At 66.5% G+C, this 24,258-nt stretch carries 23 protein-coding genes and 1 tRNA gene; 11 read left to right on the top strand and 13 right to left on the bottom strand.

The genetic code is table 11. The features are described 5' to 3' along the window. Positions 1-117 precede the first annotated feature (117 nt). On the bottom strand, positions 118-1,347 hold the full coding sequence (locus NX773_RS01440; protein ID WP_258854629.1) for a DUF1501 domain-containing protein: 1,230 nt from the start codon (positions 1,345-1,347) through the stop codon (positions 118-120). A 13-nt stretch (positions 1,348-1,360) separates the two neighbouring features. Beyond that, positions 1,361-3,010 (bottom strand): DUF1800 domain-containing protein, encoded by a 1,650-nt coding sequence (locus NX773_RS01435; RefSeq protein WP_258854628.1) that lies wholly within the window; start codon positions 3,008-3,010, stop codon positions 1,361-1,363. A 147-nt stretch (positions 3,011-3,157) separates the two neighbouring features. Here NX773_RS01435 and NX773_RS01430 point away from each other — a divergent pair, with 147 nt between their 5' ends. The 3 genes from NX773_RS01430 to NX773_RS01420 are packed head-to-tail and all read left to right on the top strand — an operon-like array spanning position 3,158 to position 7,791. Beyond that, positions 3,158-3,508 (top strand): DUF3147 family protein, encoded by a 351-nt coding sequence (locus tag NX773_RS01430; RefSeq protein ID WP_258854627.1) that lies wholly within the window; start codon positions 3,158-3,160, stop codon positions 3,506-3,508. Positions 3,509-3,521: 13 nt separating this feature from the next. Further along, positions 3,522-4,664 carry an efflux RND transporter periplasmic adaptor subunit gene (locus NX773_RS01425; RefSeq protein WP_258854626.1) on the top strand — a complete coding sequence of 381 codons (1,143 nt, stop codon included), beginning with the start codon at positions 3,522-3,524 and terminating at the stop codon, positions 4,662-4,664. A gap of 10 nt (positions 4,665-4,674) precedes the next feature. Beyond that, the gene (locus NX773_RS01420; RefSeq protein WP_258854625.1) at positions 4,675-7,791 is read left to right on the top strand and encodes an efflux RND transporter permease subunit; all 3,117 of its coding nucleotides are present in this window, start codon (positions 4,675-4,677) and stop codon (positions 7,789-7,791) included. A gap of 65 nt (positions 7,792-7,856) precedes the next feature. Here NX773_RS01420 and NX773_RS01415 read toward each other — a convergent pair whose 3' ends face one another. Next, entirely contained in the window at positions 7,857-8,288 is a 432-nt protein-coding gene (locus NX773_RS01415; protein ID WP_258854624.1) for an ElaB/YgaM/YqjD family protein, read from the bottom strand. Between NX773_RS01415 and NX773_RS01410 the strand changes: the two genes are divergently transcribed. Next, entirely contained in the window at positions 8,287-8,565 is a 279-nt protein-coding gene (locus NX773_RS01410; RefSeq protein WP_258854622.1) for a hypothetical protein, read from the top strand. The two genes, NX773_RS01415 and NX773_RS01410, sit on opposite strands and share 2 nt — an antisense overlap. A 350-nt stretch (positions 8,566-8,915) precedes the next feature. Here the strand turns inward: NX773_RS01410 and NX773_RS01405 are convergent, their stop codons facing one another. The 6 genes from NX773_RS01405 to pepN form a co-directional block, all read right to left on the bottom strand. Then, entirely contained in the window at positions 8,916-9,611 is a 696-nt protein-coding gene (locus NX773_RS01405; protein ID WP_258854620.1) for a 2OG-Fe(II) oxygenase, read from the bottom strand. Positions 9,612-9,686: 75 nt separating this feature from the next. Beyond that, a complete protein-coding gene (locus NX773_RS01400; RefSeq protein WP_258854618.1) occupies positions 9,687-9,833 on the bottom strand; it encodes a hypothetical protein in 147 nt (48 codons plus the stop codon). A gap of 95 nt (positions 9,834-9,928) precedes the next feature. Then, positions 9,929-11,191, bottom strand: coding sequence for a radical SAM protein (locus NX773_RS01395; RefSeq protein WP_258854617.1), 1,263 nt, complete (start codon positions 11,189-11,191; stop codon positions 9,929-9,931). 230 nt (positions 11,192-11,421) lie between these two features. Further along, positions 11,422-11,497, bottom strand: a tRNA-Thr gene (locus NX773_RS01390). 145 nt (positions 11,498-11,642) lie between these two features. Continuing rightward, positions 11,643-12,644 carry a class 1 fructose-bisphosphatase gene (locus NX773_RS01385; protein ID WP_258854616.1) on the bottom strand — a complete coding sequence of 334 codons (1,002 nt, stop codon included), beginning with the start codon at positions 12,642-12,644 and terminating at the stop codon, positions 11,643-11,645. 90 nt (positions 12,645-12,734) lie between these two features. Next, on the bottom strand, positions 12,735-15,377 hold the full coding sequence (pepN, locus tag NX773_RS01380; RefSeq protein ID WP_258854615.1) for an aminopeptidase N: 2,643 nt from the start codon (positions 15,375-15,377) through the stop codon (positions 12,735-12,737). A 180-nt stretch (positions 15,378-15,557) separates the two neighbouring features. On the opposite strand from pepN, the gene NX773_RS01375 reads away from it, so the two are divergent. Further along, positions 15,558-16,187: a DUF4136 domain-containing protein gene (locus NX773_RS01375; protein ID WP_258854614.1), complete on the top strand. Its 630-nt coding sequence runs from the start codon at positions 15,558-15,560 to the stop codon at positions 16,185-16,187. A 69-nt stretch (positions 16,188-16,256) separates the two neighbouring features. Here NX773_RS01375 and NX773_RS01370 read toward each other — a convergent pair whose 3' ends face one another. From NX773_RS01370 to NX773_RS01355, 4 genes are read right to left on the bottom strand one after another with little or no spacing between them, the layout of a single operon-like run. After that, positions 16,257-16,400, bottom strand: coding sequence for a hypothetical protein (locus tag NX773_RS01370; protein ID WP_258821377.1), 144 nt, complete (start codon positions 16,398-16,400; stop codon positions 16,257-16,259). Continuing rightward, positions 16,397-17,374 (bottom strand): quinone oxidoreductase family protein, encoded by a 978-nt coding sequence (locus NX773_RS01365; protein ID WP_258855820.1) that lies wholly within the window; start codon positions 17,372-17,374, stop codon positions 16,397-16,399. Before NX773_RS01365 ends, NX773_RS01370 begins: the two co-directional genes overlap by 4 nt. Before the next feature lie 2 nt (positions 17,375-17,376). Beyond that, entirely contained in the window at positions 17,377-17,781 is a 405-nt protein-coding gene (locus NX773_RS01360) for a methylglyoxal synthase (protein ID WP_258854613.1), read from the bottom strand. Between the two features lie 15 nt (positions 17,782-17,796). After that, positions 17,797-18,717 (bottom strand): DMT family transporter, encoded by a 921-nt coding sequence (locus tag NX773_RS01355; protein ID WP_258854612.1) that lies wholly within the window; start codon positions 18,715-18,717, stop codon positions 17,797-17,799. 130 nt (positions 18,718-18,847) lie between these two features. Between NX773_RS01355 and NX773_RS01350 the strand changes: the two genes are divergently transcribed. The 6 genes from NX773_RS01350 to rsfS all read left to right on the top strand — a co-directional run bounded on the left by NX773_RS01350 (position 18,848) and on the right by rsfS (position 24,256). Further along, positions 18,848-19,714, top strand: coding sequence for a DUF2182 domain-containing protein (locus tag NX773_RS01350; protein WP_258854611.1), 867 nt, complete (start codon positions 18,848-18,850; stop codon positions 19,712-19,714). A gap of 82 nt (positions 19,715-19,796) precedes the next feature. Beyond that, positions 19,797-20,522 (top strand): YebC/PmpR family DNA-binding transcriptional regulator, encoded by a 726-nt coding sequence (locus NX773_RS01345; RefSeq protein WP_258854610.1) that lies wholly within the window; start codon positions 19,797-19,799, stop codon positions 20,520-20,522. 16 nt (positions 20,523-20,538) lie between these two features. After that, positions 20,539-21,804, top strand: coding sequence for a phosphoribosylamine--glycine ligase (purD, locus tag NX773_RS01340; protein WP_258854609.1), 1,266 nt, complete (start codon positions 20,539-20,541; stop codon positions 21,802-21,804). 234 nt (positions 21,805-22,038) lie between these two features. Continuing rightward, on the top strand, positions 22,039-22,950 hold the full coding sequence (gene hemF, locus NX773_RS01335; protein ID WP_258854608.1) for an oxygen-dependent coproporphyrinogen oxidase: 912 nt from the start codon (positions 22,039-22,041) through the stop codon (positions 22,948-22,950). Beyond that, on the top strand, positions 22,947-23,597 hold the full coding sequence (locus NX773_RS01330) for a nicotinate-nucleotide adenylyltransferase (protein ID WP_258854607.1): 651 nt from the start codon (positions 22,947-22,949) through the stop codon (positions 23,595-23,597). The genes hemF and NX773_RS01330 overlap by 4 nt, the downstream gene beginning before the upstream one ends. Further along, positions 23,597-24,256: a ribosome silencing factor gene (gene rsfS, locus NX773_RS01325; RefSeq protein ID WP_258854606.1), complete on the top strand. Its 660-nt coding sequence runs from the start codon at positions 23,597-23,599 to the stop codon at positions 24,254-24,256. The genes NX773_RS01330 and rsfS overlap by 1 nt, the downstream gene beginning before the upstream one ends. Positions 24,257-24,258: the final 2 nt, after the last annotated feature.

Genomic DNA, 24,258 nt, shown 5'->3' with positions numbered 1-24,258 from the left:
GGCGAGAATCCAGGTTTTCGGAGAAAACTGGAGGAGACGTACACAATATAGTCCGATTTATTGTGCGCTGCAATACGGTAGAAATACTGTAGGCGCAGCCTCTCCCCCAAAGTAGGACTAGGCCCTGAACAGTTCGAAACCGGCCTGCTTTTGCGGCACTGCAGGAAAAATCTGCGCCAGCGCCTTGTCGGACAACCGCAGGTGCCGCTCTGCCACCTGCGCCAGCACCGCGCGAAAGTCCGTGGTCACCGCCAGGTCGCGCCCTTCGTTGAGCGCCGATTCGCCGATGCCGGGCCAGTCGCCATGCACCTTGCCGCCGTTGACCCGCCCGCCCAGCACCCACATCACATTGCCATGGCCGTGGTCGGTGCCGCCGTTGCCGTTCTCGTGCGCGGTGCGGCCAAACTCGGACATGACCACGATCGTGGTGTCGTCGAACAGGGGGCCGAGCCGCTGGGCCAGCACCGCAAGGCCCTGCGCCAGCGGCGCCAGCCGGTTGGCCAGCTGGCCGCTGCCGGCGCCCTGGCTGGTGTGCGTGTCCCAGCCGCCCAGCGCCACGAACGCGAGCTGGATGCGCGGATCGTTACGCATCAGCGTGGCCAGGCGCGCCGCATCGTCGGGAAAGCCGTTGGGCAGCGGCGCGCCGCGGTCGGCCATCTGCATCTCGCGGCTCTCGGCCGCTTCCATCACTTCCTTGTGCGCGCTCTTGCCGTCCTGGTAGGCACGGCCGAAACGCGGGTCGTTCGCGTACAGCTGGTCGAACGCGGCGCCGATGTTGGGCCGGTCGAGGATGTTGGCGCGCGTGCCGGCCGCGCCGTTGGGCAGGTTGATGGCGGCTGCGCTACCCGACAGGATGCGCGGCATGACCGGGCCAATGCCCAGCAGGCGGCTGGGCGTGGACTGGCCGGGCAGCTGGGCGACGAGGCGGTTCATCCAGCCGTCCGGCGTGTTCTTGCGGCCCGGGGTGGCCGATTCCATGTAGTCCTGGGCGTCGAAGTGCGAGCGCGTCTCGTCGGGCGAACCGCTGGCGTGCACGAAGGCGAGCTTCTTTTCCTGCCACAGCGGCTGCAGGCTGGCCAGCGCCGGGTGCATGCCGAAGTAGCCGTCCAGGGCAATCGCGCCGTTCTCGGCGCCGGGTGCGGCCAGGCCGATGGTCGGGCGCAGCCGCAAGTATTCGGCGTCGCCGACCGGGGCCACCACGTTCAGCCCGTCCACCGCACCGCGCAGCATCACGACCACCAGCTTGCGGCCGGTCGGGTTGTCCGAGGTCGCGGCCCACGCGCCGCGGCCCAGCGGCACCACCAGGCTTGCGCTGGCCAGCGCATTCAGGAAGTCTCTTCGTTTCATGTTGTTCTCCTGGTCAGTGCTGCATGAAGTCGGGGCTGCCCAGCACCATCGCCGCGCGCAGTTCCGGCGGGTTGTGCGACAGGGTGTCGAGCGTGCGCTGCGAAATGCCGCCGTCGAGCGTTGAGAGCAGGCGGCTGGCATCGAGCGGCGGCTGCGACGCGGCGGCGGCCGCCATGGCCTGGGCCGATACGGTATTGGTGACCATCGGCGGGTTCTGCGCTGGCGCCACCGTGCCCATGGGCGGCGCCTGCTCGCCTTGCGCAACCGCGCGCGCGGGCAGCGCGGCGGAGGCGCTCATGGCCTGCATCTGCTGCAGGTCCGGCGGCGGCGCGGACAGCGCGATGCGGCCGGAACCAAGCGCGGTGGCGAAGGTGATGCGGCGGGTCAGCGCGTCCGGATTGAGCCAGGCGTCCTGCGTGTTCTTGTAGCCGTCCGGGGTCTGGCAGCCGTACAGCGGCATGCCGAGCTGGCTCATGGTGCCCAGGAGCGGCTGCACGTTCTTCACCGGAACGCCGCTGGCGCGCACGGCCGACACCACGAACTGGTACGGCGTCTTGAACTTGGCGCCCACGGCCTGCGGCGCCATGAACTCGTCGCTGGCAAACAAGGTGCGCAGCACCGAGCGGATGTCGCCCCGGGTCTCGATCCAGGTTTTGGCCATGCGCTCGACCAGGGCCGACGGCGGCGCGTCGCTCACGAAGTACTGGGCCAGCTGGTAGCTGACGTGGCGCGCCGTGGCCGGGTGCACGGCCAGCACGTCCAGCGCCATCTCGCCTTCGCGCTGGCCGCCCGGTTCGACCGTGCGGCCGAGCCAGGTCTTCACGCCCTGGTCATGGCGCTTGGAGTCGAAGCGGAAGGTCTCGTTGAAGCGCACCAGCCGCTGCGGCTGAAAGGTCCAGCCGGTCAGCATGCGCGCCAGCTCGGTCACGTCCTTCTGCGTATAGCCGCCGTCCACGCCCAGCGTGTGCAGCTCCATCAGTTCGCGCGCATAATTCTCGTTCAGGCCGCGCGGTCCCTTGGCGCCCTTCTTCGCCTGCTCGGCGCCGAACTCGTTGGAGGTCGAGACCACGTTATCGAGGTAGAACAGCATGGCCGGATGCTTGGCGGTAGCGCCCAGCAGGTCGCGGAAGGAGCCCAGCGCGTACGGGCGGATCGCATCGCGCTCATAGCTGGCGATCAGCGCGCGGTCGATGCCCTTGCCGACAAAGACATTGAAGTGGTTGAACCAGAAATCGACCATCACCTCTTCGAGCTGGCGCGGGCTGTCGATTGCGCTCAGCAGGCGCGCCTCGGCGGTTTCGCGCGTGGCCTTGGCCAGCGCGGCGCGGCGGCGCTGCTTGGCGCCCTCCTCTTCGTCGCGCACCTCCTTGCGCAGCTCGTTGTACTCGCCGAGCGCATCGCCCGCGCTGCGGTTCGCGGTTTCGTTGGCGGCCAGGCGCGCGGTCAGGTCCTGCGGCAGCGGGATCGACTCGGGGTGCAGCTGGGCGTCGATGTAGCGCTGCACGCCCATCTGCGTGACGCGTTCCACGTCGCCCGGCCGGGGACCATAGCCGAGCCGGTTCAGGACGTGGAGAGCCTGCTGGTCCGGCGTGAGCGCGGCGGCGTGCAGCGGTGAACAGGCCAGCAGCACCAGCGCGACGATGAAGGACTTTGTGGTTTTCATAATCCCTTCCAGTGATGGTTGTTCAGTATTTATACCGGACCTCAATGATGCTTGATGGTATGTGTTGTTTCAGCTGTAAGCAAATGTAACGACGGCCGTGGCCGGTAAATTTGGTAGACTGTTTCGTTTCAATTTTTGTCAGAAATCATGGCCTGGCTCGTCACGAAATACCTGATCACCGCCGGCGTGGTGGTGCTGATCTCCGAGATCGCCAAACGCAGCGACCGCCTGGGCGGCTTCATCGGCGCGCTGCCGATCGTGACCTTCCTCGCGCTGATCTGGCTGCACCTGGAGCACCAGCCCGAGTCGAAGGTGGCCAACCATGCGTGGTACACGCTGTGGTACGTGATTCCGACCCTGCCCATGTTTGCCGCGTTCCCGGCGCTGCTGGGGCGCATTGGATTCTGGCCCACCATGCTGGCGAGCGTGCTGATCACGGTGGTCTGCTTTGGCCTGTTCGCGCTGCTGGTGCGGCGCTTTGGCATCGAACTGCTCTGACACTGACAACGACATGACCTCGACCAGACTCAAACCCGGCGCGGCTGCCATCCTCGCCCTTTTTTGCTCGCTGTGCTTTCTCGGCGTGCTGGCCTCGGCCGGCGCTGCCGCGGACGACAAGAAGGCCGAACCGGCCAAGCCCGCGCTCACCGTCACCACCGGCCGCCCGCAAAGCGCAACGCTGCCCATCCGCCTGGGCGCCAACGGCAACGTCGCGGCCTGGCAGGAGGCTGTGATCGGCAGCGAGTCGGGCGGGCTGAAACTGGCCGAGGTGCGCGTGAACGTGGGCGACGTGGTCAAGAAGGGCCAGGTGCTGGCCGTGTTTTCGTCCGAGACCGTGGTGGCCGACGTCGAGCAGGCGCGCGCCCTGGTGCAGGAGGCGCAGGCCAACGCCGCCGCTGCCGAGGCGGACGCGCAGCGCGCCCGCGCGCTGAAGGACACCGGCGCCTTCAGCGAACAGCAGATCACGCAGTACCTCACGGCCGAGCGTACCGCCAGCGCGCGCGTGGCCGCGGCAAAGGCAGGCCTGGCGCAGCAGCAGCTGCGGCTCAAGTACACCCAGGTGGTGGCGCCCGACAGCGGCATCATCTCCGCGCGCAACGCCACCGTGGGCGCCGTGGTGGGCGTGGGCACCGAGCTGTTCCGGCTGATCCGCCAGGGGCGGCTGGAATGGCGCGCCGAGGTCACCGCGGCGGAGCTGGTGCGCATCAAGCCGGGCGCCAAGGTCGCGGTGAAGGCCGCCAACGGCAGCGAGCTGACCGGCCGCGTGCGCACGGTCGGCCCGACCATCGACCCGCAGACGCGCAACGCGCTGGTGTACGTGGACTTGCCGCCTTCGCTCGCGGCCAACGCGCCGTTCAAGGCCGGCATGTTCGCCAGCGGGCAGTTCGAACTGGGCGAATCCGGGGCGCTGACCGTGCCCACCCAGGCCATCGCCGTGCGCGACGGCTTCTCGTACGTGTTCCGGCTGAACGCGGACCAGCGCGTGAGCCAGCTGAAGGTGGCCACCGGCCGCCGCCTGGGCGAGCGCGTGGAGGTGGTGTCGGGCCTGAATCCGGACGCGGTGATCGTGGTGAGCGGGGCCGGCTTCCTCAACGACGGGGACCTGGTGCGCAACGTGCCGGCCGCCGCGCAAGGCGCACTGGCGCGCCGCTGAAGGGCCGGCCATGAATTTCTCCGCTCTCTCGATCCGGAACCCGATCCCGGCGATCATGCTGTTCGCCCTGCTCACGCTGGCCGGCCTGATCGCCTACAAGGCCAACAAGGTCCAGGACTTTCCCGACATCGAGCTGCCGATCGTGACCGTCAGCGCCACGCTCGACGGCGCCGCGCCGGCCCAGCTCGAAACCGAAGTCGCGCGCAAGATCGAGAACTCGGTCGCCACGCTGCAGGGCGTGAAGAACATCTACACCCAGGTGCTCGATGGGGTGGCCAACGTAACGGTCGAGTTCATCCTGGACAAAGACCCGGCCGAGGCGGTCAACGACGTGCGCGACGCGGTGGCGCGGGTGCGCGCCGACCTGCCGGCCGAGATGCGCGACCCGAGCGTGACCAAGACCGTCACCGCCGGGCGCGTGGTGCTGACCTTCACCGCCGAAGCGAACAAGGCCAGGGGCGGCGCCGGTCCGGATGACCAGGACCTGAGCTGGTTCGTCGATAACGCGGTCTCCAAGCGGCTGCTGTCGGTGCCGGGCGTGGGATCGGTCAAGCGCGTGGGCGGCGTCTCGCGCGAGCTGCGCGTGGAGCTGGACGACGCGCGCATGGCGGCGCTGAAGGTTTCGGCCCTGGACGTGTCGCGCATGCTGCGCAACGTGCAGCGCGAGGAACCGGGCGGGCGCGGCGACGTGGGCGGCGCCGAGCAGTCGGTGCGCACCATCGCCACCGTGAAGACGGCGCAGGAACTGGCGGCGATGGACGTGCCGCTGGGCGACGGCCGCCACGTGCGGCTGGATCAGGTGGCGAAGGTCACGGACACCGTCGCCGAGCCGCGCGCCATCGCCGAGCAGGACGGGCGCAAGGTAGTCGGCTTCGAGATTTTCCGCACGCGCGGAGCCAGCGAGATCGACGTTGCGCGCGGCGTGCGCGAGGCGGTGGCCACGCTGCAGAAGGAACACCCGGAAATGGTGCTGCGCGAGGTGATCGACAACGTCGGGTACGTAGAGGAAAACTTCAAGGCGTCGATGGAGATGCTGTACGAGGGCGGCATCCTGGCGGTGCTGGTGGTGTGGTGGTTCCTGCGCGACTGGCGCGCCACGCTGGTGGCGGCGGCCGCGCTGCCGCTGTCGGCCATTCCCGCGTTCCTGGGCCAGTACCTGTTCGGCTACACGCTCAACGGCGTGACGCTGCTGTCGCTTGCGCTGGTGGTGGGTGTGCTGGTGGACGACGCGATCGTCGAGATCGAGAACATTGCGCGCCACCTGCGGATGGGGAAAACGCCGATGCAGGCGGCGCTGGACGCGGCCGACGAAATCGGCATGGCGGTGATCGCCACCACCTTCTCGCTGGTGGCCGTGTTCCTGCCCACCGCCTTCATGGGCGGCATTCCCGGCAAATTCTTCAAGCAGTTCGGCTGGACCGCGACGCTGGCGATCATCGCCTCGCTGTTGGTGGCGCGCCTGCTCACGCCGATGATGGCGGCCTACCTGCTCAAGCCGGCCGCGCACGCAAACGAAGCGGACGGCCGCCTGATGACGCGCTATCTTTCCGCGATGCGCTGGTGCCTGCGCCATCGCCGCGCCACCGCCATCGGCGCCACGCTGCTGTTCGTCGCATCGATTGCGCTGGCCGGCCTGCTGCCGACGGGCTTCGTGCCGGCGGCCGACCGCTCGCAGACCCAGATCCAGGTCGAGCTGGCGCCCGGCGCCACGCTCGCGCAGACCCACGAGGTGGCAGAGCGCGCCCGCCTGGCGGCGATGCAGGTGCCGGGTGTGAAGAGCATCTTCAATTCGGTAGGCGGCGGCTCCAGCGGCGACGGCTTCAACCCCGGCGCGGCGGCCGAGGCGCGCCGCGCGGTGCTGACGATCACCACCGTGCCGCGCAAGGAGCGCAAGCAGCCGCTCGACGAAATCGAGACCGCGCTGCGCGCGAAAATGGCCGACATTCCAGGCGCGCGCTTTTCAGTCGGCGCGGGCGACACCGGTACCAAGATGGAGATGGTGCTGCGCAGTGAAGACCCGGCAGCGCTGGAGGCCACCGCGCGCGAGCTGGAGCGCGAGCTGCGCACGCTCAAGGGCGTGGGCAACATCCACTCCAGCGCGGCGCTGGTGCGGCCCGAGATCATCGTGCGCCCCGACTTTGCGCGCGCCGCCGACCTGGGCGTGACCGCCGCCTCGATCGGCGCCACGGTGCGCGTGGCCACCGCCGGCGACTACGACCTGGCGCTGGCGAAGATGAACCTGTCGGACCGCCAGGTGCCGATCCGCGTCAAGCTGCCCGATGCGATGCGCGCCGACCTGGACGCCATCGGCCGCCTGACGGTGCCGGGCAAGAACGGCCCGGTGATGCTGGCCAACGTGGCGACCATCACGATGGAAAGCGGTCCGGCGCAGATCGACCGCCTGAACCGCGCGCGCGACGTGCGCATGGAGGTGGAACTGTCGGGCACCTCGCTGGGTGAGGCGAACCAGGCCGCGGCCGAGCTGCCGATCATGAAGAACCTGCCGGCGTCGGTGGAGGCGGCCGACCTGGGCGACGCGCAGGAGATGGAAGGCTTGTTCGACAGCTTCGGCATCGCCATGCTGATCGGCGTGCTGTGCATCTACGGCGTGCTGGTGCTGCTGTTCACCGACTTCATGCAGCCGCTGACGATCCTGGCCGCGCTGCCGTTGTCGATCGGCGGCGCCTTCGTGGCGCTCCTGGTGACCGGGCGCGCGCTGTCGATGCCCTCGCTGATCGGCCTGATCATGCTGATGGGGATCGTGACCAAGAACTCGATCCTGCTGGTCGATTACGCGATCCTGGCGCGCAAGGCCGGCATGCGCCGCTTCGAGGCGCTGGTCGATGCCTGCCACAAGCGAAGCCGGCCGATCGTGATGACCACGATCGCGATGGGTGCGGGCATGCTGCCGCTGGCCCTTGGCTGGTCGGGCGACCCGAGCTTCCGTTCGCCGATGGCCATTGCCGTGATCGGCGGCCTGATCACCTCCACCCTGCTCAGCCTGCTGGTGGTGCCGGCCGTGTTCACCTACGTGGACGACCTGGAGCACTGGCTGGGCAACAAGGCGCGCGCGCTGCGCCGGTCCAAGCCGCCGGTCAAACCGCGCGAACCGGAGATGACGCGCTAGGCAGGCGAAAAAATGCCCGGCCAGGAGACCCGGCCGGGCAGCTCACCACTGAAACACGGCCGCAATCAGTCGCGGCGGCTGAAGATTTTTGCCAGCAGAAAGCCGGCGCCGACGGCCATGGCGATGGCCGGGCCCGGGTTGTTGCGCACATATTCGCGCCCCTGCTCCATGTAGTTTTGCGCAGCCTCGTTCATTTGGCGCGAACGCTCGCTCATGGATTGCGACGCGCCGGAGAGCATGCCGGTCATGCGGTCCACGCCGGCGTGCGCGGTGCTGGCCAGGCGGTCCACCATGGGGCGGGCAGCCTGTGCCGCCTGGTCGATGGTGCGGTGGGCCTCGCCGCTGGCGCGCGACATGGTGTCGCCGCTGTTGGCCGGGCTCATCGAGCCGCCGGTGCTGCCGGACGAACCCATGCTGCCCGACGAGCCCATGCCGCCCTGCGAACCACTGGACGACGAACCCATGCCGGTGGAGCCGGTGCCCGACGATGCGCTCATGCCGCTGCTGGAACCGGTGGCGGAGGTGCCCGACGAACCGCTGGCCGACGAACCCATGCTGCCGGAAGCGCCGGTACCGCGCGACGCATTATTGCCGCCCTGGCCCGCGCTCGCGCTGCTGCCACCCATCGAACCGGTGCTGCCCGCGGCGCTGCTGCCGGCGCTGGTGCTGCTGGAGCTGCCGGCTGCGCTGCCGCGCCCGGCATTCTGGTCCTTGCCCATGCTGCTGCCCGAGCCGGCACTGGTGTCGCGTGCTTTACCCTCGTTCGACTTCTGATTATCCATGATGTATCCCTCGTAAAAATGTAGACCAACGCGGAGTAGACCGATACTCGACCATCATCACATTCTTCCCCGATTCCGCCCGAAACGAAACGAAGGCACGAGAGTGACCTGCGCTGCATCAATGTTTCGATTGCGTTTTGCATTGGGTCAAGAAGTGTGTGTTGGCGACCCCAAGCCAGCGCAAAAGTTCCATTGATGGTGGCAGATCACCCCGCCTTTTTGCCGTTGTAAAACCCGCACGCCGCCCGGCGTGACGGGGCGGAAACGACAAGTCGTCACCGCAATAGAAAAAATACAAGGAAGAGCCGGCAGCGACAGTGCGCTGACTAACAGAGCCGGCAGTCAGCCGGCGCCGCGATCGCAGGAATACCAGCCCACGAAGCTGATGCGCTGGCCCGCGGTGATCGGCAGCACCTGATGGCGATACCACGGATGCGAGGGAAACACGAGCAGCACGCCGGCGCGCGGGCGCAGGCAGATGCCCTGCTGGTCGCGCTCGGTGCCGATGTTCAGGAAGCGGAATTCGCCGCCCGCAAAGTCTTCGCCGCCGCTCGACAGCCACAGCACGGCGGACAGCTTGCGATGCGGCAGCGCCAGTTGCCAGGTGCCCTGGCCGGCGCCGGGCGCCAGGCGGCTGTTGTCGGCGTGGGCGCCGAACCCGGCGCCGGGACCGTACAGCAGCAGGTCCTCCTCGGCACGGTTCAGTGTGGCGCGCGCGTCGATATCGAACACGGCGCGGGCCTTGTCAACGGCAGCGTCGATGCGGGCGAACACGCTTTCCTTCAGCGCCGGCCCGACCGCAAGCCGCCTGCTCGACCGGGCCGCCAGGTTGACATAACCATCGTCGCCATCGCCCATCATCCGCGAGGGCGCCAGGTCGTGCAGGTCGAGCTGGCGCGTGATCGCGGCGCACTCCTGCGGCGTAAAAATACTGTCGACGAAAAACGGCCGTTCCTCGAAACAGCCTGGCTTGATGTCGAACAGCGCGCTGTCGGAATTGGCCAGCGCGCCATCGTTGTCGAGCAATCGGAAGCCCATGGATGCCCCTCCCGTCAAGGAACGTTGCGGCGCAGCCCGGGGCGCTGCCCCAGGCTGCCTTACCTGCTGCCTGGCTTAACGCGTCACCCCCGGCGGGATGCGCATGAGATACGGCAGGTCGGCCACGATCTGGCTGGCCTCGCAGCCGCCGGCCATCACCACCTCTTGCGGAATGAGCAGTTGTTCGATCAGGGTTTGCGCATTGTTGTCATTGGCTTCCATGGTTTTCCTCTTTCAGGTTTATGGTTGTTTGACAAACTGCCGTGCAAAGACGCGGGTGTCGTTGGCCGGATCACCTCCTTTCTGCCGGATCGGCCCTACTGGCCGAGTTTTTCCACGATCTTCTGTTCCGGGTAGCCATTCCTGATGAGGAACTGGATGACGTGCCCGTAATAGCGTTGCAGTCCTTCGCAGTACACGCTCGGATTGTTGAAGCCGCGTTGCGCGCTGTAGCGGTGCTCCGGCCGGCCACCCCGGCACAACTTGCGCACGCTGCAGGACTGGCACGCATCGGGCAGCCGGTTGCTCGCCTCCAGCAGTTGCCAGCTTTGCCGCGAGTTGACCACGTCGGCAAGCGCGTCGAAGAAGATCGAGCGCGGCTGGCTGTCGTTGCGCCAGTCGCGCGCGGAGATCAGGGCATCGTCCACGGTCAGCTCGCCGTTGCTTTGCACGACCAGCGCCTTGCAGACGGCATACGCTTCGTCGGGGGCGAGCTGGCGCGCCTGCGTCACCACCCGCTTTTCCTTGAAAAAGGCCAGCGCTTCCAGTGCCCAGTAGATCTGCAGCGACTGGTCCGCGACGAACGCGTCGAACAGCGCCGCCAGCTGCTCGCCATATGCCAGCGCGCTCTCGCCTTCCTCGAACGGCTGCTCCCACGAGCGGATCGGCAGCAGGTAGGACTGCTTGCGAATGCCGAAGGTGTCGCGCAGATGGTGGCAAATCCTGCGCGCATCGAAGCGGTGGTTCATCACGCTGATCGAGCCAACGGTCCAGCCGGAGCGGTGGCGGAAAAACGCGTTGGCGCGGACGATGTTGGCGGCCACGCGCTGGTACGAGCCGCGGCCCTTGCGGTCGGTGCGGTAGCGGTCGTGGTATTCGGCCGGGCCGTCGATGCTGAACGAAAGCTCGACGCCGTGCTTGTCCAGGCATGCCAGCCATTCGTCGGGCAGGTGGATGCCGTTGGTCTGCATGCCCAGGTTCAGGCGGGTCTTGTGGGCCAGCGCGGCCCGCAGCGCGGTGCACAGCCGGTCAAAGTCGCGCAGGCGCTGCAGCGTGGGCTCGCCGCCATGGAAGGCGATCGACAGGTCGCGGATCTTCAGTTGTTCGACGCCCTGCAGCAGGAACGCGGGAATGCGCTCACACACCTCGGGCCCGATGATCGGCTGGCGAGCGGCGAAGCTGTCGTCGCCCATGAAGAAGTAGTAGCAGTACTGGCAGGCCAGGTTGCAGCGCTCGGCGGTCTTGATGATGACCTGCAGGCTTTCGACTTCGACGATGCGCCTGGCCGGCGCGGCAGGCTTGGTTGGCTGCGGCCGGAACGCGAGCGGCCGCGCTTGTACAACTGACTGAAGCTGCACCATCCCTTGCTCCCGCTGGTTGTGCGACGACCCGTTGTACGTCCGACCGCTGCGATCGCGGCGGTTCCTGTATCAAAAGGATAGTCGGCGCAATCCTCAACCTCAAGAAATGTTGCACAAACGCTACCAGTTATTTCTGAGAGGACAACAATCCGGACTGGTGGGGTATACTTGCCGGTTGGGCCGGAAAAGAACAAACCCGCGTCTCTTGCGAGTACGCGGGTTTGTGGTGTTGGTGCCGGAGATAGGAGTCGAACCTACGACCTTCGCATTACGAATGCGCTGCTCTACCAACTGAGCTACACCGGCGAAGACGCATATTCTAGCAAACAATTCACCAATGTTGCTAGCCCGGCGGTGCGAGTCGGTTCTGAACGTGCAGTTGGGCGTTTTGGTGGCCATGCACGGGCTGGCTGAACGCGTGGGCAGGAGAACCTGCCCACCCTACCGCAGGTCAAGCCTGGTGGTAGGCGGTGACGCGCTCCACTTCGTTTTTCGAGCCGAGGAAGACCGGCACGCGCTGGTGCAGCTTGTGCGGCACGATCTCGAGGATGCGGCCGTTGCCGTCGGTGGCCGCGCCGCCCGCCTGCTCGACGATCATGGCCATCGGGTTCGCTTCGTACATCAGGCGCAGCTTGCCTGGCGAGGAAGGGTCGCGCATGTCGGCCGGGTACATGAAGATGCCGCCGCGGTTGAGGATGCGGTGCACGTCGGCCACCATCGAGGCGATCCAGCGCATGTTGAAGTCCTTCTCGCGCGGACCGGTTTTACCGGCCAGCATCTCGTCCACGTAGCGCTGAACCGGCGCGTGCCAGTGGCGCTTGTTGGACATGTTGATCGCAAATTCCTTGGTGTCTTCCGGGATCCGCATGTCGCGCTGGGTGAGCACCCACGAACCCATCTCGCGGTCGAGCGTAAAGCAGTTCACGCCCTTGCCGGTGGTGAGCACCAGCATGGTCTGCGGGCCGTACACCGCGTAGCCGGCGGCCACCTGCTGGGTGCCCGGCTGCAGGAAGGCCTGCTCGTTCGGTGCGCCCATGCCTTCGGGCGCCTTGAGCACCGAGAAGATGGTGCCGATCGAAACGTTGACGTCGATGTTGGACGAGCCGTCCAGCGGGTCGAACATCAGCAGGTATTCGCCCATCGGGTAGCGGTTGGGGATCGGGTGGATGGTTTCCATCTCTTCCGAGGCCATGGCCGCCAGGTGGCCACCCCATTCGTTCGCCTCGAGCAGGATTTCGTTCGAGATCACGTCCAGCTTCTTCTGGACTTCGCCCTGGATGTTCTCGGTCTCGGCGCTGCCGAGGATGTCGCCGAGCGCACCCTTGCCGACCGAGTGGCTGATGGTCTTGCAGGCGCGCGCCACCACTTCGATCAACAGGCGCAGTTCGGCCGTGATCGCGTTGTTGTGGCGCTGCTGTTCAACGAGGTGCTGCGTGAGGCTGACGCGTTTCATCTGGTTCCTTTGCTTGGGGGTTCTCAATTCTTTTATCGCGATTCGGCTGCTGGTTGAACGCGTGGGCAGGAAACCTGCCCACCCTACCGGTCATGCGAGCGCCTTGCTGACGACTTCGCGCACGTCGTTCGACAGCTTCTTCAGTCCGTTGACCTGCTTGAGCGCCTGCTTCATGTGCGCCTGCAAGGCCGGGGCGTAACGGCGCCAGCGGTCCATCGCGCGCGCCAGCCGGGCCGCCACCTGGGGGTTGAGCGCGTCCAGCGCCATCACCTGTTCGGCCCAGAACGCGTAGCCGCTGCCGTCCGGGACGTGGAACTGGACCGGGTTGGCCATGCAGAAGTTGAACACCAGGCTGCGCGCGCGGTTCGGGTTCTTCATGGTGAAGGCCGGGTGCTTCATCAGCTCGCGCACGGCGGCCACGTCGGTGGACGGGCTCGATGCCTGCATCGCGAACCACTTGTCGACCACCAGCGCTTCCTTTTCGAACTCGTCGTAGAAGCCTTGCAGCGCCCGCTGCGCGGCCGGCGCGCGCGCGTGCACCAGTGCGCCCAACGCGGCCGCGCGGTCGGTCATGTTGTCGGCTTCGTCGAACTGGCGCTCGGCCAGCGCAATGCCCTCGTCATCCGATGCCGCGGCCAGGTAGCCCAGCGCCAGGTTCTTGAGCGCGCGCTTGCCGATCGATTCGGCGTCCGGGCTGTACTGGCCGGGCGTCTGGTTGGCGTCGTAGGCCGCCAGCAGCTCGGCGCGCAGGCGGTTGCCGATCGACGAACGCACGAACTGGCGCGCCATGTGGATCGACAGCGGGTGCACCACGTCGGTCTGCTCGGCGATCATGCTTTCGGTCGGCAGCAGCAGCGCCTGTTCGCGGAACGCCGGGCCGAGCGACTCGTCGGTGAGCACCTTGCGCATCGCTTCGATGAAGGTGTCGTCCAGCTGCAGGCGGCTGCCCGCAGTGACGTCTTCGGTCAGCCTGAGCAGGCGCTCCATCGCCAGCCGCTGTCCGGCTTCCCAGCGGTTGACCGGGTCGCTGTCATGGCTGAACAGGTGCAGCAGGTCCTCGTCGCTGTAGTCGTATTCCAGCACCACGGGGGCCGAGAAGTCGCGCAGGATCGACGGCACCGGCTGCTGCGGCACGCTGGTAAAGCGGAAGGTCTGCTCTGCGCCGGTCAGTTCCAGTACGGTCGTGGTGCCGCGCTCCTGGTCGTCGATTACCAGCGGGATGTCGCGGCCGTCGCGGCCCACCAGGCCCACGGCAACCGGAATGTGGAACGGCAGCTTTTCGGGTTGGCCAGGCGTGGCGGGACACGATTGCGACAGCGTCAGCTCCACCGCGTGCTGCTGTTCGTCGTAGCGCATCTGCGCGCGCACCACCGGCGTTCCGGCCTGGCTGTACCAGCGCTCGAACTGGTCCAGGTTGCGGTCGTTGGCATCGGCCATCGCACGGCGGAAGTCGTCGCACTCGACCGCCTGGCCGTCGTGGCGCTCGAAGTACAGGTCCATGCCCTTGCGGAAGCCCTCGCGGCCGAGCAGGGTCTGGTACATGCGCACCACTTCGGCGCCCTTCTCGTACACCGTGACGGTGTAGAAGTTGTTGATCTCGACAAACGAGTCGGGGCGTACCGGGTGCGCCATCGGGCCGGCGTCTTCCGGGAACTGGGCGGCGCGCAGCGTGCGCACCTGGTCGATGCGGTTGACGGCGCGGCCGGTGCTGGTGCCGATCATGTCGCCCGAGAATTCCTGGTCGCGGAACACGGTCAGGCCTTCCTTGAGCGAGAGCTGGAACCAGTCGCGGCAGGTCACGCGATTGCCGGTCCAGTTGTGGAAGTATTCGTGCCCGACCACCGCCTCGATGCCCTGGAAGTCGATGTCGGTGGCCACGCGCGGATTGGCCAGCACGTACTTGGTGTTGAAGATGTTCAGGCCCTTGTTTTCCATCGCGCCCATGTTGAAGTCGCCGGTGGCGACGATCATGAAGCGGTCCAGGTCGAGCTCCAGGCCAAAGCGCTCTTCGTCCCAGCGGATGCTCTTCTTGAGCGACTGCATTGCATAGTCGGTCTTGTCGAGGTTGCCCTCTTCCACCCACACCTGCAGCAGCGCTTCGCGCCCGTCGGCCAGCTTGAACTTTTCTTCCTGGCACACCAGTTTGGCCGCGACCAGGGCGAACAGGTAGGACGGCTTAAGGAACGGGTCTTCCCATTTTGCATAGTGGCGGCCGTCGGGAAGCATCCCTTCGTCGACCAGGTTGCCGTTGGACAGCAGCACCGGGTAGCGCTCCTTGTCGGCGCGCAGCATGACGGTGTATTTGGCCATCACGTCCGGGCGGTCCGGGAAAAAGGTGATGCGGCGGAAGCCTTCGGCCTCGCACTGGGTGATGAAGTTGCCGTTGGAGACGTACAGCCCGGACAGCGCGGTGTTCTTCTCAGGCGCGCAGAGGGTCTCGATCTCGAGTGTGACCTCTTCCGGGGCGTTGGGGATGCGCAACAGGTTGCCGTCGAGGCGGTACTCGCGCTTGCCCAGTGCCTTGCCGTTCAGGCGCAACGCCACAAGTTCAATATCCTCGCCGTACAGCTCGATTTCGCGCTGGGCGCTGGCGGGATTGCGCCGCATGGTAAGCCGGTTGGCCACGATGGTGCGCGCCGGGTCGAGGTCGAAACCGAGCTCCACTGTGTCAACCAGGTAGCTCGGTGCGGTATAGTCCTTCCGGTAAATGGTCAGGGGCGTGTCGGTTCGCATGGTCGGGTCCGCTCGTCGGTGGATGAAGCGGGTATTGTATCAATAGGTGTTGCCGTGACATTGTCCGATTCCGTGTATCGCAATGTATCCGCGCTGTAACCAGGGGTAAATGTGCGCCCGGATATGGAACACCCGGCCTAAGCTACATCTTGAACAAGTCCGCAAAAAATGGAGATGACGATGAAACGAGTGCTCATGACAGTGGCGGCCGGCCTGGCGCTGCTGCTCGGCGGGTGCGCCACCACGATACGCAGCGACGTGACCACGTTCAACCAGTGGCCGGCGCAGATGGAGGACAAGAGCTACGCCTTCGAGCAGCCGCTGGCGCAGGAGGACACGCTGGAATGGCGCAGCTACCAGGAGCTGGTGCGCGGACAGATGGCCAAGCTGGGCTTCCATGACTCGGGCGCGGGCAAGCCGGCGGTGCTGGTGGCGATGCATTTCACCACGACCGACGTGCCGGTGCGGGTGCTGCAGGCGGCGGACCCGTTCTTCTATCCGGGTGCGCGGGTGGGCTGGTACGGGCCGTACCGGCACTACTGGGGCGGCTTCTACAGCCCGTTCTATGGCAGCCCGTTCTGGGGTCCGTATGCGTATGAAGAGCGCATCGTGCACCAGTACCAGCGCGAGCTGCAGGTGACGATCCGCGCCAGCCAGGACGGCAGGCAGCTGTTCGACGTGAAGGTGCACAACACCAGCCGCGTGCGCGCGACTCCGCAGGTGATGCCGGCGCTGGTGCAAAGCGCGTTCCAGGACTTCCCGGGACCGAATGGCGGCACGCGGGTGGTGGAGCTGAAGCAGAAAGACTGATCTACCCTACCAGCTAACACGTCGTCCCGGCCTTCGCCGGGATGACGACTCAGGGCAATTATGAGCCCACTATGAGAAATAGGCCTCCGACCCGAACGTGACGGCCACGATAATCAGCACCGCCAGCGCCAGCACGATCAGCAAGCGGCCGAACTTGGGCGTGCCCACTTCCGGCTCGGAAGGCAGATCGTTGTCGTCGCTGAACTCTCTCATGGCAGCAGGATCGTCGAACCGGTGGTCTGGCGCGATTCGAGCGCGATGTGCGCCTTGGCCGCGTCGGCCAGCGGGAATTTCTGGTTGACCTCGATCTTGACCTTGCCGCTGGCAACCATGTCGAACAGGTCGGCGGCCATCGCCTCCAGGTCCTCGCGCCTGGCCGCATAGTGCGCCAGCGACGGCCGGGTGATGTACAGCGAGCCGCGCGAGGCCAGCTCGGACAGCGAGAACGGCGGCACCGCGCCCGAGGAATTGCCGAAGCTGACCATCAGCCCCAGCGGGCGCAAGCAGTCGAGCGAGCGGGTGAAGGTGTCCTTGCCGACCGAGTCGTACACGACAGGCACTTTCTCGCCGTTGGTAATTTCCATTACGCGCTGGACGATGTCCTCGGTGTTGTAGTTGATGACGTGGGCCGCGCCGTGTGCCTTGGCCAGCTCCGCTTTTTCCTTCGACCCCACCGTGCCGATGAGGTTCACGCCGACCGCGCGCGCCCACTGGCAGGCGATCAGGCCCACGCCGCCGGCCGCGGCGTGGAACAGGATGGTCTCGCCGGACTTGATCTTGTAGGTGCGGTTGAACAGGTACTGCACGGTCAGGCCCTGCAGCATCATCGCGGCCGCGGTCTCGAAGCCGATCGCGTCGGGCAGCTTGAGCAGGATGTCGGCCGGCATCACGCGCAGCTCGCTGTAGGCGCCGTTGGGCCGGCCGGCATAGGCCACCCGGTCGCCCGGCTTGACGTGGGTGACGCCCTCGCCCACCGCCTCGACCACGCCGGCGCCTTCCTGGCCCAGCCCGGCCGGCAGCGGCATCGGGTACAGGCCGGTGCGGAAATAGACGTCGATGAAGTTCAGGCCGATGGCGTGCTGGCGCACGCGCGCCTCGCCCGGTCCCGGGTCGCCGACCTCGACGTCGACGTATTCCATGACTTCCGGACCGCCGGTCCGGTTGATGCGGATTGCCTTGGCTTTCATGTTCATGCCCCTTTCTTCGTTTTTTCGTAACCGCCGGCCGCCATCAGCTGCGACAGCACCAGGTGCGCGCTGGCCAGGTTGGTGGCGCAGGCGATGTTGTGCACGTCGCAGGCGCGCACCAATGCGTTGATGTCCGGTTCGTGCGGCTGCGGCGTCATCGGGTCGCGCAAAAAGATCACGGCATCGATCTGGCCATTCACCAGCTGTGCGCCGATCTGCAAGTCGCCGCCGAACGGACCGGAATGCTTGCGGTCCACCGTCAGCCCGAGCTCGTTGGCCAGGCGCCCGCCGGTGGTGCCAGTGGCCGACAACTGGCAGCCGCGCAGGAAGTCGAGGTACTCGGCTGCCAGCGTGATCATGTCGTCCTTCTTCTTGTCGTGCGCGATCAGCGCGATGCGTGGCTTCATTGGATCGTCCATTGGTTATTTTTTCAGCGACAGCATGTAGATACCGACCAGCACCAGCCCGGTTCCCGCCAGCTGGACGGCGGTGATCGGCTCGCCGAGCACGAGCGCGCCCAGGAACAGCGTCGAGACCGGCCCGATCATCCCCGCCTGCGAGGCCGCGGGCGCACCGATGCGCTGGACCGCGATCATGGTCATAAAGACAGGAAGGATAGTACAAAAAACGCCATTGGCGAGCGAGAGCCAGTACACCGGCATCGGCTGCACCAGCAAGCTTACCGGGCGCAGCAGGAAGAACTGGCCGATGCAGGCAAAGCTCGACACGCACATCGCGTAGGCCACCAGCCGCAGCGAGCCGATGCGCCGCACCATCTCGCCCGAGCCCAATAAATACAGTGCGTACGACGCGGCCGAGCCGAGCACCAGCAGCGAACCGACGACCGTGCTGCCCGCGCCGCCGGCCAGGTCGTGCACGAACACCAGCACGATGCCGCAGTACGACAGCGCCAGTGCCAGCCACTCGATGCGGCTGATGCGGCGCTTGAAGAAGGTCGAGGTAATCAGCAGCACGAAGGTCGGCGTGAGGAACAGGATCAGCCGCTCCAGGCCCACCGAGATGTATTGCAGGCCGAGGAAATCGAGGTAGCTCGACAGGTAGTAACCCACCAGCCCCAGGCCCAGCAGGCGCCCACGGTCGCCCCAGGACAGGGGCGCCTCGGTCCGCATCTTCCACACCGCGACGGCGGCAAACACCGGTAGCGAGAACAGCATCCTGAACGCGATCAAGGTGACGGCGTCCATGTGGTAGCGGTACAGCAGTTTGGCGAGAACGGCCTTGGTGGAAAACAGCACCGCTCCGGCGACGGCGATCGTCAGTCCGGCGACGAGAGCGGAGCGTGGTGCGGATGCGACGGGTGTGGCGGCTTGCGAAGTACTCATCAGGAGATTGTAAGCGGAAACGCCGCGCCGCGTGGATGAGCTCCCGAACGCGGCCGCAGGGGCGCTGTCCAACGCCGTGCCCCCTGTCCCACCATGGAGAACCAGACATGACAAGCAGCATGAACGGAGCGTGCGCCAGGCGCGCGCGGCTTGCGCCGGCTGGCCGCAGCCAGCATCGTTGCCGGCGCGCGCCCGGGTGGCCGGCATGAACGCGCTCACGCCTGTCCCGCGCCGCACCGGTTCGGAGCGGACGATCGTCATCGGCTTTCTGTCGGCGCTGGTGGCGCTCTGCTGGGCCTGGCTGGTGTTCCGCGCGCTGCACCCCGGCCCCGGCGACACCGCCGCCGGCATGGCAATGAGCATGGAGCCGCCGCCGCCCATGCCCTACCGCGCCTCCGAGCTGGGCCTGGTGCTGGGCATGTGGGTGGCGATGATGTCGGCCATGATGCTGCCCGCCACCACCCCGGCGGTGGTGCTGTTCGCGCGCGTGAGCCGTCTTTACCACGCGGTGCGCCGGCCCTACCTGGCCACCGCGCTGTTCGTGCTCGGCTACCTGTTCTCGTGGACCCTGTTCGCCGCCGCGGCCACCCTGGTGCAGTGGGCCCTGCACGACGCCGGCGCGCTCGACAACGGCATGGCTGTCACCAACGCCACGGTGGCCGGGCTGGCGCTGGTTGCGGCCGGGGTGTACCAGTGGACCCCCGCCAAATACGCCAGCCTGCACCACTGCCGCACGCCGCTGGCCTTCGTGCTCACCGGCTGGCGGCGCGGCGCCTGGGGCGCGTTTCGCATGGGCGTCACGCACGGGCGCTATTGCGTCGGCTGCTGCGCGCTGCTGGCCACCCTGCTGTTCGCGGCCGGGGTAATGAACCTGGCCGCCGCCGCCGCGCTGGCCCTCCTGGTGCTGACCGAAAAACTGGCGCCCGGCGGCACCTGGATTGCGACGCTGGCGGGGCTGGCCATGGTCGCGTGGGGGACCCTGCTGCTCTTTCCTTAGTCCTTTCCCGGCGGTTTGGCAAGAGGTGGCTATGCTAGAATATCGGCCACTTCGAAATACCACCGTCTAAGGAATTCCGACTATGGCTGGACACAGCAAATGGGCCAATATCAAGCATAAAAAAGCCGCTACCGACGCCAAGCGCGGCAAGATCTGGACGCGCCTGATCAAGGAGATCACGGTTGCCGCGCGCATGGGCGGGGGAGACATCACGTCCAACCCGCGCCTGCGTCTGGCGGTGGACAAGGCGGCCGACGCCAACATGCCGAAGGATAACGTGCAGCGCGCGATCCAGCGCGGCGCCGGCGGCCTGGAAGGCGTCAACTACGAAGAGGTGCGCTACGAGGGCTACGGCATCGGCGGCGCGGCCATCATCGTGGACTGCATGACCGACAACCGTGTGCGTACGGTGGCCGAGGTGCGCCACGCGTTCAGCAAGTTCGGCGGCAACATGGGCACCGAAGGCTCGGTGTCGTTCATGTTCAAGCACACCGGCCAGTTCCTGTTCGCGCCGGGCGTGGAAGAGGACAAGCTGATGGAAGCGGCGCTGGAAGCCGGTGCCGACGACGTGATTCCCGACGAGGAAGGCGGCTTCGAGGTGCTGTGCAGCCCGAACGACTTCGCCAACGTCAAGGAAGCGCTGGAAAAGTCCGGTTTCAAGGCCGATTCGGCCGAAGTGATCATGAAGCCGGACGTCGAGACCGTGTTCACCGGCGAGGACGCGCAGAAGATGCAAAAGCTCCTCGACGCGATCGAAAACCTGGACGACGTGCAGGAAGTCTATACCAACGCCGTCATCGAAGAGTAAGCAGCGAAAGCAACGTATGAAGATCCTGGTAGTCGGCTCGGGCGGCCGCGAACACGCACTGGCCTGGAAACTTGCCCAATCCGAGCGCATCCAGATGGTGTATGTCGCCCCGGGCAACGGCGGCACCGCGCGCGACGCGCGGCTGGAAAATGTCGCAATCACTGACCCCGCCGAACTGGCCGACTTCGTGGTGCGCGAGCACATCGGCCTGACCGTGGTCGGGCCCGAAGCGCCGCTGGCGGCCGGCATCGTCAACCTGTTCCGCGCGCGCGGCCTGAAGATTTTCGGGCCGACCAAGGAAGCGGCGCAGCTGGAGTCGTCGAAGGACTTCGCCAAGGCGTTCATGCAGCGCCACGGCATTCCGACCGCGAAGTACCAGAGTTTTTCGGATGCCAAAGAGGCGCACGCCTACGTGGACGCCAACGGCGCGCCGATCGTCATCAAGGCCGACGGCCTGGCGGCCGGCAAGGGCGTGGTGGTGGCCATGTCGCTGGACGAAGCGCACCAGGCGATCGACCACATGCTGTCCGATAACCGCTTCGGCGACGCCGGCGCGCGCATCGTGATCGAAGAGTTCCTGGCCGGCGAGGAAGCGAGCTTCATCGTCATGGTCGATGGCAAGAACGTACTGGCGCTGGCCACCTCGCAGGACCACAAGCGCCTGAAGGATGCCGACCAGGGCCCGAACACCGGCGGCATGGGCGCCTACTCCCCGGCCCCGATCGTGACCCCGTCGATGCACGCGCGCGTGATGCGCGAGATCATCAACCCGACCATCCAAGGCATGGCCAAGGACGGAATCCAGTACACCGGCTTCTTGTACGCCGGCCTGATGATCGACGCCCAGGGCACCCCGCGCACGCTGGAATTCAATTGCCGCATGGGCGACCCGGAAACGCAGCCGATCATGGCGCGCCTGAAGAGCGACTTCGTCAATGTGGTCGAGCACGCCTGCAACGGCACGCTGGACGCGGTGGAGCTCGAATGGGACCGCCGCACGGCGGTGGGCGTGGTGATGGCGGCCGAAGGCTATCCGGACAACCCGCGCAAGGGCGACGTGATCGACGGCATCCCGGCCGAGACGCCGGAGTGCGTGACTTTCCATGCCGGCACCAGCATCGTGGACGGCAAGCTGGTGACCAACGGCGGGCGCGTGCTGTGCGTGGTGGGCCTGGGCGACAACGTCAAGATGGCGCAGAAGCAGGCGTACGAGGCGGTGGACCAGATCCACTTCAACGGCGCCCAGTTCCGCCGCGACATCGGCTGGCGCGGCGTTAAGTAACAACAATCGCTCAAACTAAACCAGCGCCCTTAATCCGTCGTTCCCGCGGAGGCGGGAACCCATGCTGAGCCTGAACAGCAGGCGGTCTATGGGTTCCCGCCAAGGCGGACGGCGAGTCCGGGAACGACGTTTTGTGGCTGCGGGAACGACGTTGTTGCGGTGCGCAATCTCTAACTTTGTAACGCGCCAAGCTCACAGTGTACAATCGGCCCAATTTTTCAAGCACATAACACCATGTCCGCCCCCAACCCTGCCGCCATCAAAACCTGGCTGCTCGACCTGCAGTCGCGCATCGTCGGCGCCCTCGAAGAGGTCGACGGCAAGCCGTTCCTGCGCGACACCTGGGAGCGCCCCGAGGGCGGCGGCGGCATCTCGCGCCTGATCGAGGAAGGCAACGTGCTCGAGCGCGGCGGCGTGAACTTTTCGCACGTGACCGGCAAGCACCTGCCGCCGTCGGCCATGGCCGCGCGGCCGGAACTGGCGGGCCGCGCCTGGGAAGCGATGGGCGTGTCGCTGGTGACCCACCCACGCAACCCGTACGCGCCGACAGTCCACATGAACGTGCGCTTCTTCGAAGCCACGGCCGAAGGCAAGGACCCGGTGTGGTGGTTCGGCGGCGGCATGGACCTGACCCCGCACTACGGCTTCGAGGAAGACGCGCGCCACTTTCACCAGGTGTGCCATGACGCGCTCGCGCCCTACGGCGACGAGCTGCACGCGCGCTTCAAGAAATGGTGCGACGAGTACTTCTACCTCAAGCACCGCAAGGAGCCGCGCGGCGTGGGCGGCATCTTCTTCGACGACTTCAACGAACTCGGTTTCGACGAGTCGTTCGCGATGGTGAAAAGCGTGGGCGACGGCTTTCTCGACGCCTACCTGCCGATCCTAAAGCGCCGCATCGAGACGCCATACGGCGAGCGCGAGCGCGACTTCCAGGCCTACCGTCGCGGCCGCTACGTCGAGTTCAACCTGGTGTGGGACCGCGGCACGCACTTCGGCCTGCAGTCGGGCGGGCGCACCGAGGCGATCCTGATGTCGATGCCGCCGATCGTGAAATGGCGCTACGACTGGAAGCCCGAGCCGGGCACACCGGAGGCGAAGCTCTACACTGACTTCCTGGTGCACCGGGACTGGCTGGAAAAGTGAGCCGCTGCGTCGCCCTGCTGGGGGGCAGCTTCGACCCAGTACATGCCGGCCACGTTGCGCTGGCCGAGCTGTTCGCGCGCCTGCTGCATCCCGACCAGCTGCGCATCGTGCCGGCCGGCCGGCCATGGCAGAAGTCGAACCTGGAAGCGTCCGACGCCGACCGCGTGAAGATGCTGGAGCTGGCCTTCATGCGGGCCGGCTTTCCGGTCACGATCGACCTGCAGGAGATCGAGCGCAACGGCGCGACCTACACGATCGACACGCTGCGCGCCGTGCGCGCCGAGCTGGGGCAGGAGGCGTCGATCGTGTTCCTGATGGGCGCCGACCAGCTGCAAAAACTCGACACCTGGCGCGACTGGCGCGCGCTGTTCGAGGTGGCCAACATCGGCGTGGCGGCACGGCCGGGTTTCGACCTGGCGGTGGACAAGCTGCCGCCGGCCGTGGCACAGGAACTGGCGCCGCGTCTGTGCACGCCAAGCGAGGTGCGCGCGGCGCCGCACGGACGCGTGTGCGTGGCGCACACGCTGGCAGTCGATATCTCGGCCACGCAGGTACGCGCGGCCATTCGCCACGGGAACAACGCGAACGGGCTGGTTGCGCCCGTGGTGTTAGACTATATTCAACAACATAATTTATACAAGAGCTAATGGATATCAAAAAACTGCAAGCGGTTGTCGTTGACGCCCTCGAGGACGTCAAGGGCCAGGACATCGTGATGTTCGACACCACGCACCTGACCAGCCTGTTCGACCGCATCGCCGTCGTCTCGGGCACCTCGAACCGCCAGACCAAGGCGCTGGCCGCATCGGTGCGCGACAAGGTCAAGGAAAACGGCGGCGAAGTGGTCGGCCTGGAAGGCGAGGACACCGGTGAATGGGTGCTGGTGGACCTGGGCGACATGATCGTCCACATCATGCAGCCGGCCATTCGCCAGTACTACCGCCTGGAAGAAATCTGGGGCGAGAAGCCGGTCAAGCTGGGCGCGGCCAAGCGCAAGTCCACCGCCGAAGGCAAGGAAGCGGCCGCGCCGAAGGCCAAGTCCAAGCACCTGGCCGCCAGCAAGGAAGAGCCGGAAGCCAAGCCGGTCAACGAGCGCAAGCCGGCCGCGCGCAAGACCGCTGCCACCAAGACCACCGCCGCCAAGAAACCGGCCGCGCCCAAGGTTGCCGTCGGCAAGACCGTGAAGGTCGCGCCGTCCAAGACCGCGCAGGCCGAGGTGAAGGCCAAGCGCGCCGCCAAAGCGGTCAGCGCCGAGGCCGAACCGGCCAAGAAGGTCATCCGCCGCGTGAAGAAGGCGGCCGAGTAAGC

This window comes from Massilia solisilvae (genome assembly GCF_024753215.1).
In the GTDB taxonomy this organism is placed as follows: Bacteria; Pseudomonadota; Gammaproteobacteria; order Burkholderiales; family Burkholderiaceae_D; genus Telluria; species Telluria solisilvae.
The sequence above is the reverse complement of the archived record's forward strand: the minus strand, read 5'-3'. Positions and strand labels throughout refer to the sequence as shown.

Coding starts and splice junctions, on each gene's coding strand:
- NX773_RS01440 (WP_258854629.1), bottom strand. CDS start 1,347: ATGAAACGAAGAGACTTCCTGAATGCGCTGGCCAGCGCAAGCCTGGTG.
- NX773_RS01435 (WP_258854628.1), bottom strand. CDS start 3,010: ATGAAAACCACAAAGTCCTTCATCGTCGCGCTGGTGCTGCTGGCCTGT.
- NX773_RS01430 (WP_258854627.1), top strand. CDS start 3,158: ATGGCCTGGCTCGTCACGAAATACCTGATCACCGCCGGCGTGGTGGTG.
- NX773_RS01425 (WP_258854626.1), top strand. CDS start 3,522: ATGACCTCGACCAGACTCAAACCCGGCGCGGCTGCCATCCTCGCCCTT.
- NX773_RS01420 (WP_258854625.1), top strand. CDS start 4,675: ATGAATTTCTCCGCTCTCTCGATCCGGAACCCGATCCCGGCGATCATG.
- NX773_RS01410 (WP_258854622.1), top strand. CDS start 8,287: ATGCCGCTGCTGGAACCGGTGGCGGAGGTGCCCGACGAACCGCTGGCC.
- NX773_RS01415 (WP_258854624.1), bottom strand. CDS start 8,288: ATGAGCGCATCGTCGGGCACCGGCTCCACCGGCATGGGTTCGTCGTCC.
- NX773_RS01405 (WP_258854620.1), bottom strand. CDS start 9,611: ATGGGCTTCCGATTGCTCGACAACGATGGCGCGCTGGCCAATTCCGAC.
- NX773_RS01400 (WP_258854618.1), bottom strand. CDS start 9,833: ATGGAAGCCAATGACAACAATGCGCAAACCCTGATCGAACAACTGCTC.
- NX773_RS01395 (WP_258854617.1), bottom strand. CDS start 11,191: ATGGTGCAGCTTCAGTCAGTTGTACAAGCGCGGCCGCTCGCGTTCCGG.
- NX773_RS01385 (WP_258854616.1), bottom strand. CDS start 12,644: ATGAAACGCGTCAGCCTCACGCAGCACCTCGTTGAACAGCAGCGCCAC.
- pepN (WP_258854615.1), bottom strand. CDS start 15,377: ATGCGAACCGACACGCCCCTGACCATTTACCGGAAGGACTATACCGCA.
- NX773_RS01375 (WP_258854614.1), top strand. CDS start 15,558: ATGAAACGAGTGCTCATGACAGTGGCGGCCGGCCTGGCGCTGCTGCTC.
- NX773_RS01370 (WP_258821377.1), bottom strand. CDS start 16,400: ATGAGAGAGTTCAGCGACGACAACGATCTGCCTTCCGAGCCGGAAGTG.
- NX773_RS01365 (WP_258855820.1), bottom strand. CDS start 17,374: ATGAAAGCCAAGGCAATCCGCATCAACCGGACCGGCGGTCCGGAAGTC.
- NX773_RS01360 (WP_258854613.1), bottom strand. CDS start 17,781: ATGAAGCCACGCATCGCGCTGATCGCGCACGACAAGAAGAAGGACGAC.
- NX773_RS01355 (WP_258854612.1), bottom strand. CDS start 18,717: ATGAGTACTTCGCAAGCCGCCACACCCGTCGCATCCGCACCACGCTCC.
- NX773_RS01345 (WP_258854610.1), top strand. CDS start 19,797: ATGGCTGGACACAGCAAATGGGCCAATATCAAGCATAAAAAAGCCGCT.
- purD (WP_258854609.1), top strand. CDS start 20,539: ATGAAGATCCTGGTAGTCGGCTCGGGCGGCCGCGAACACGCACTGGCC.
- hemF (WP_258854608.1), top strand. CDS start 22,039: ATGTCCGCCCCCAACCCTGCCGCCATCAAAACCTGGCTGCTCGACCTG.
- rsfS (WP_258854606.1), top strand. CDS start 23,597: ATGGATATCAAAAAACTGCAAGCGGTTGTCGTTGACGCCCTCGAGGAC.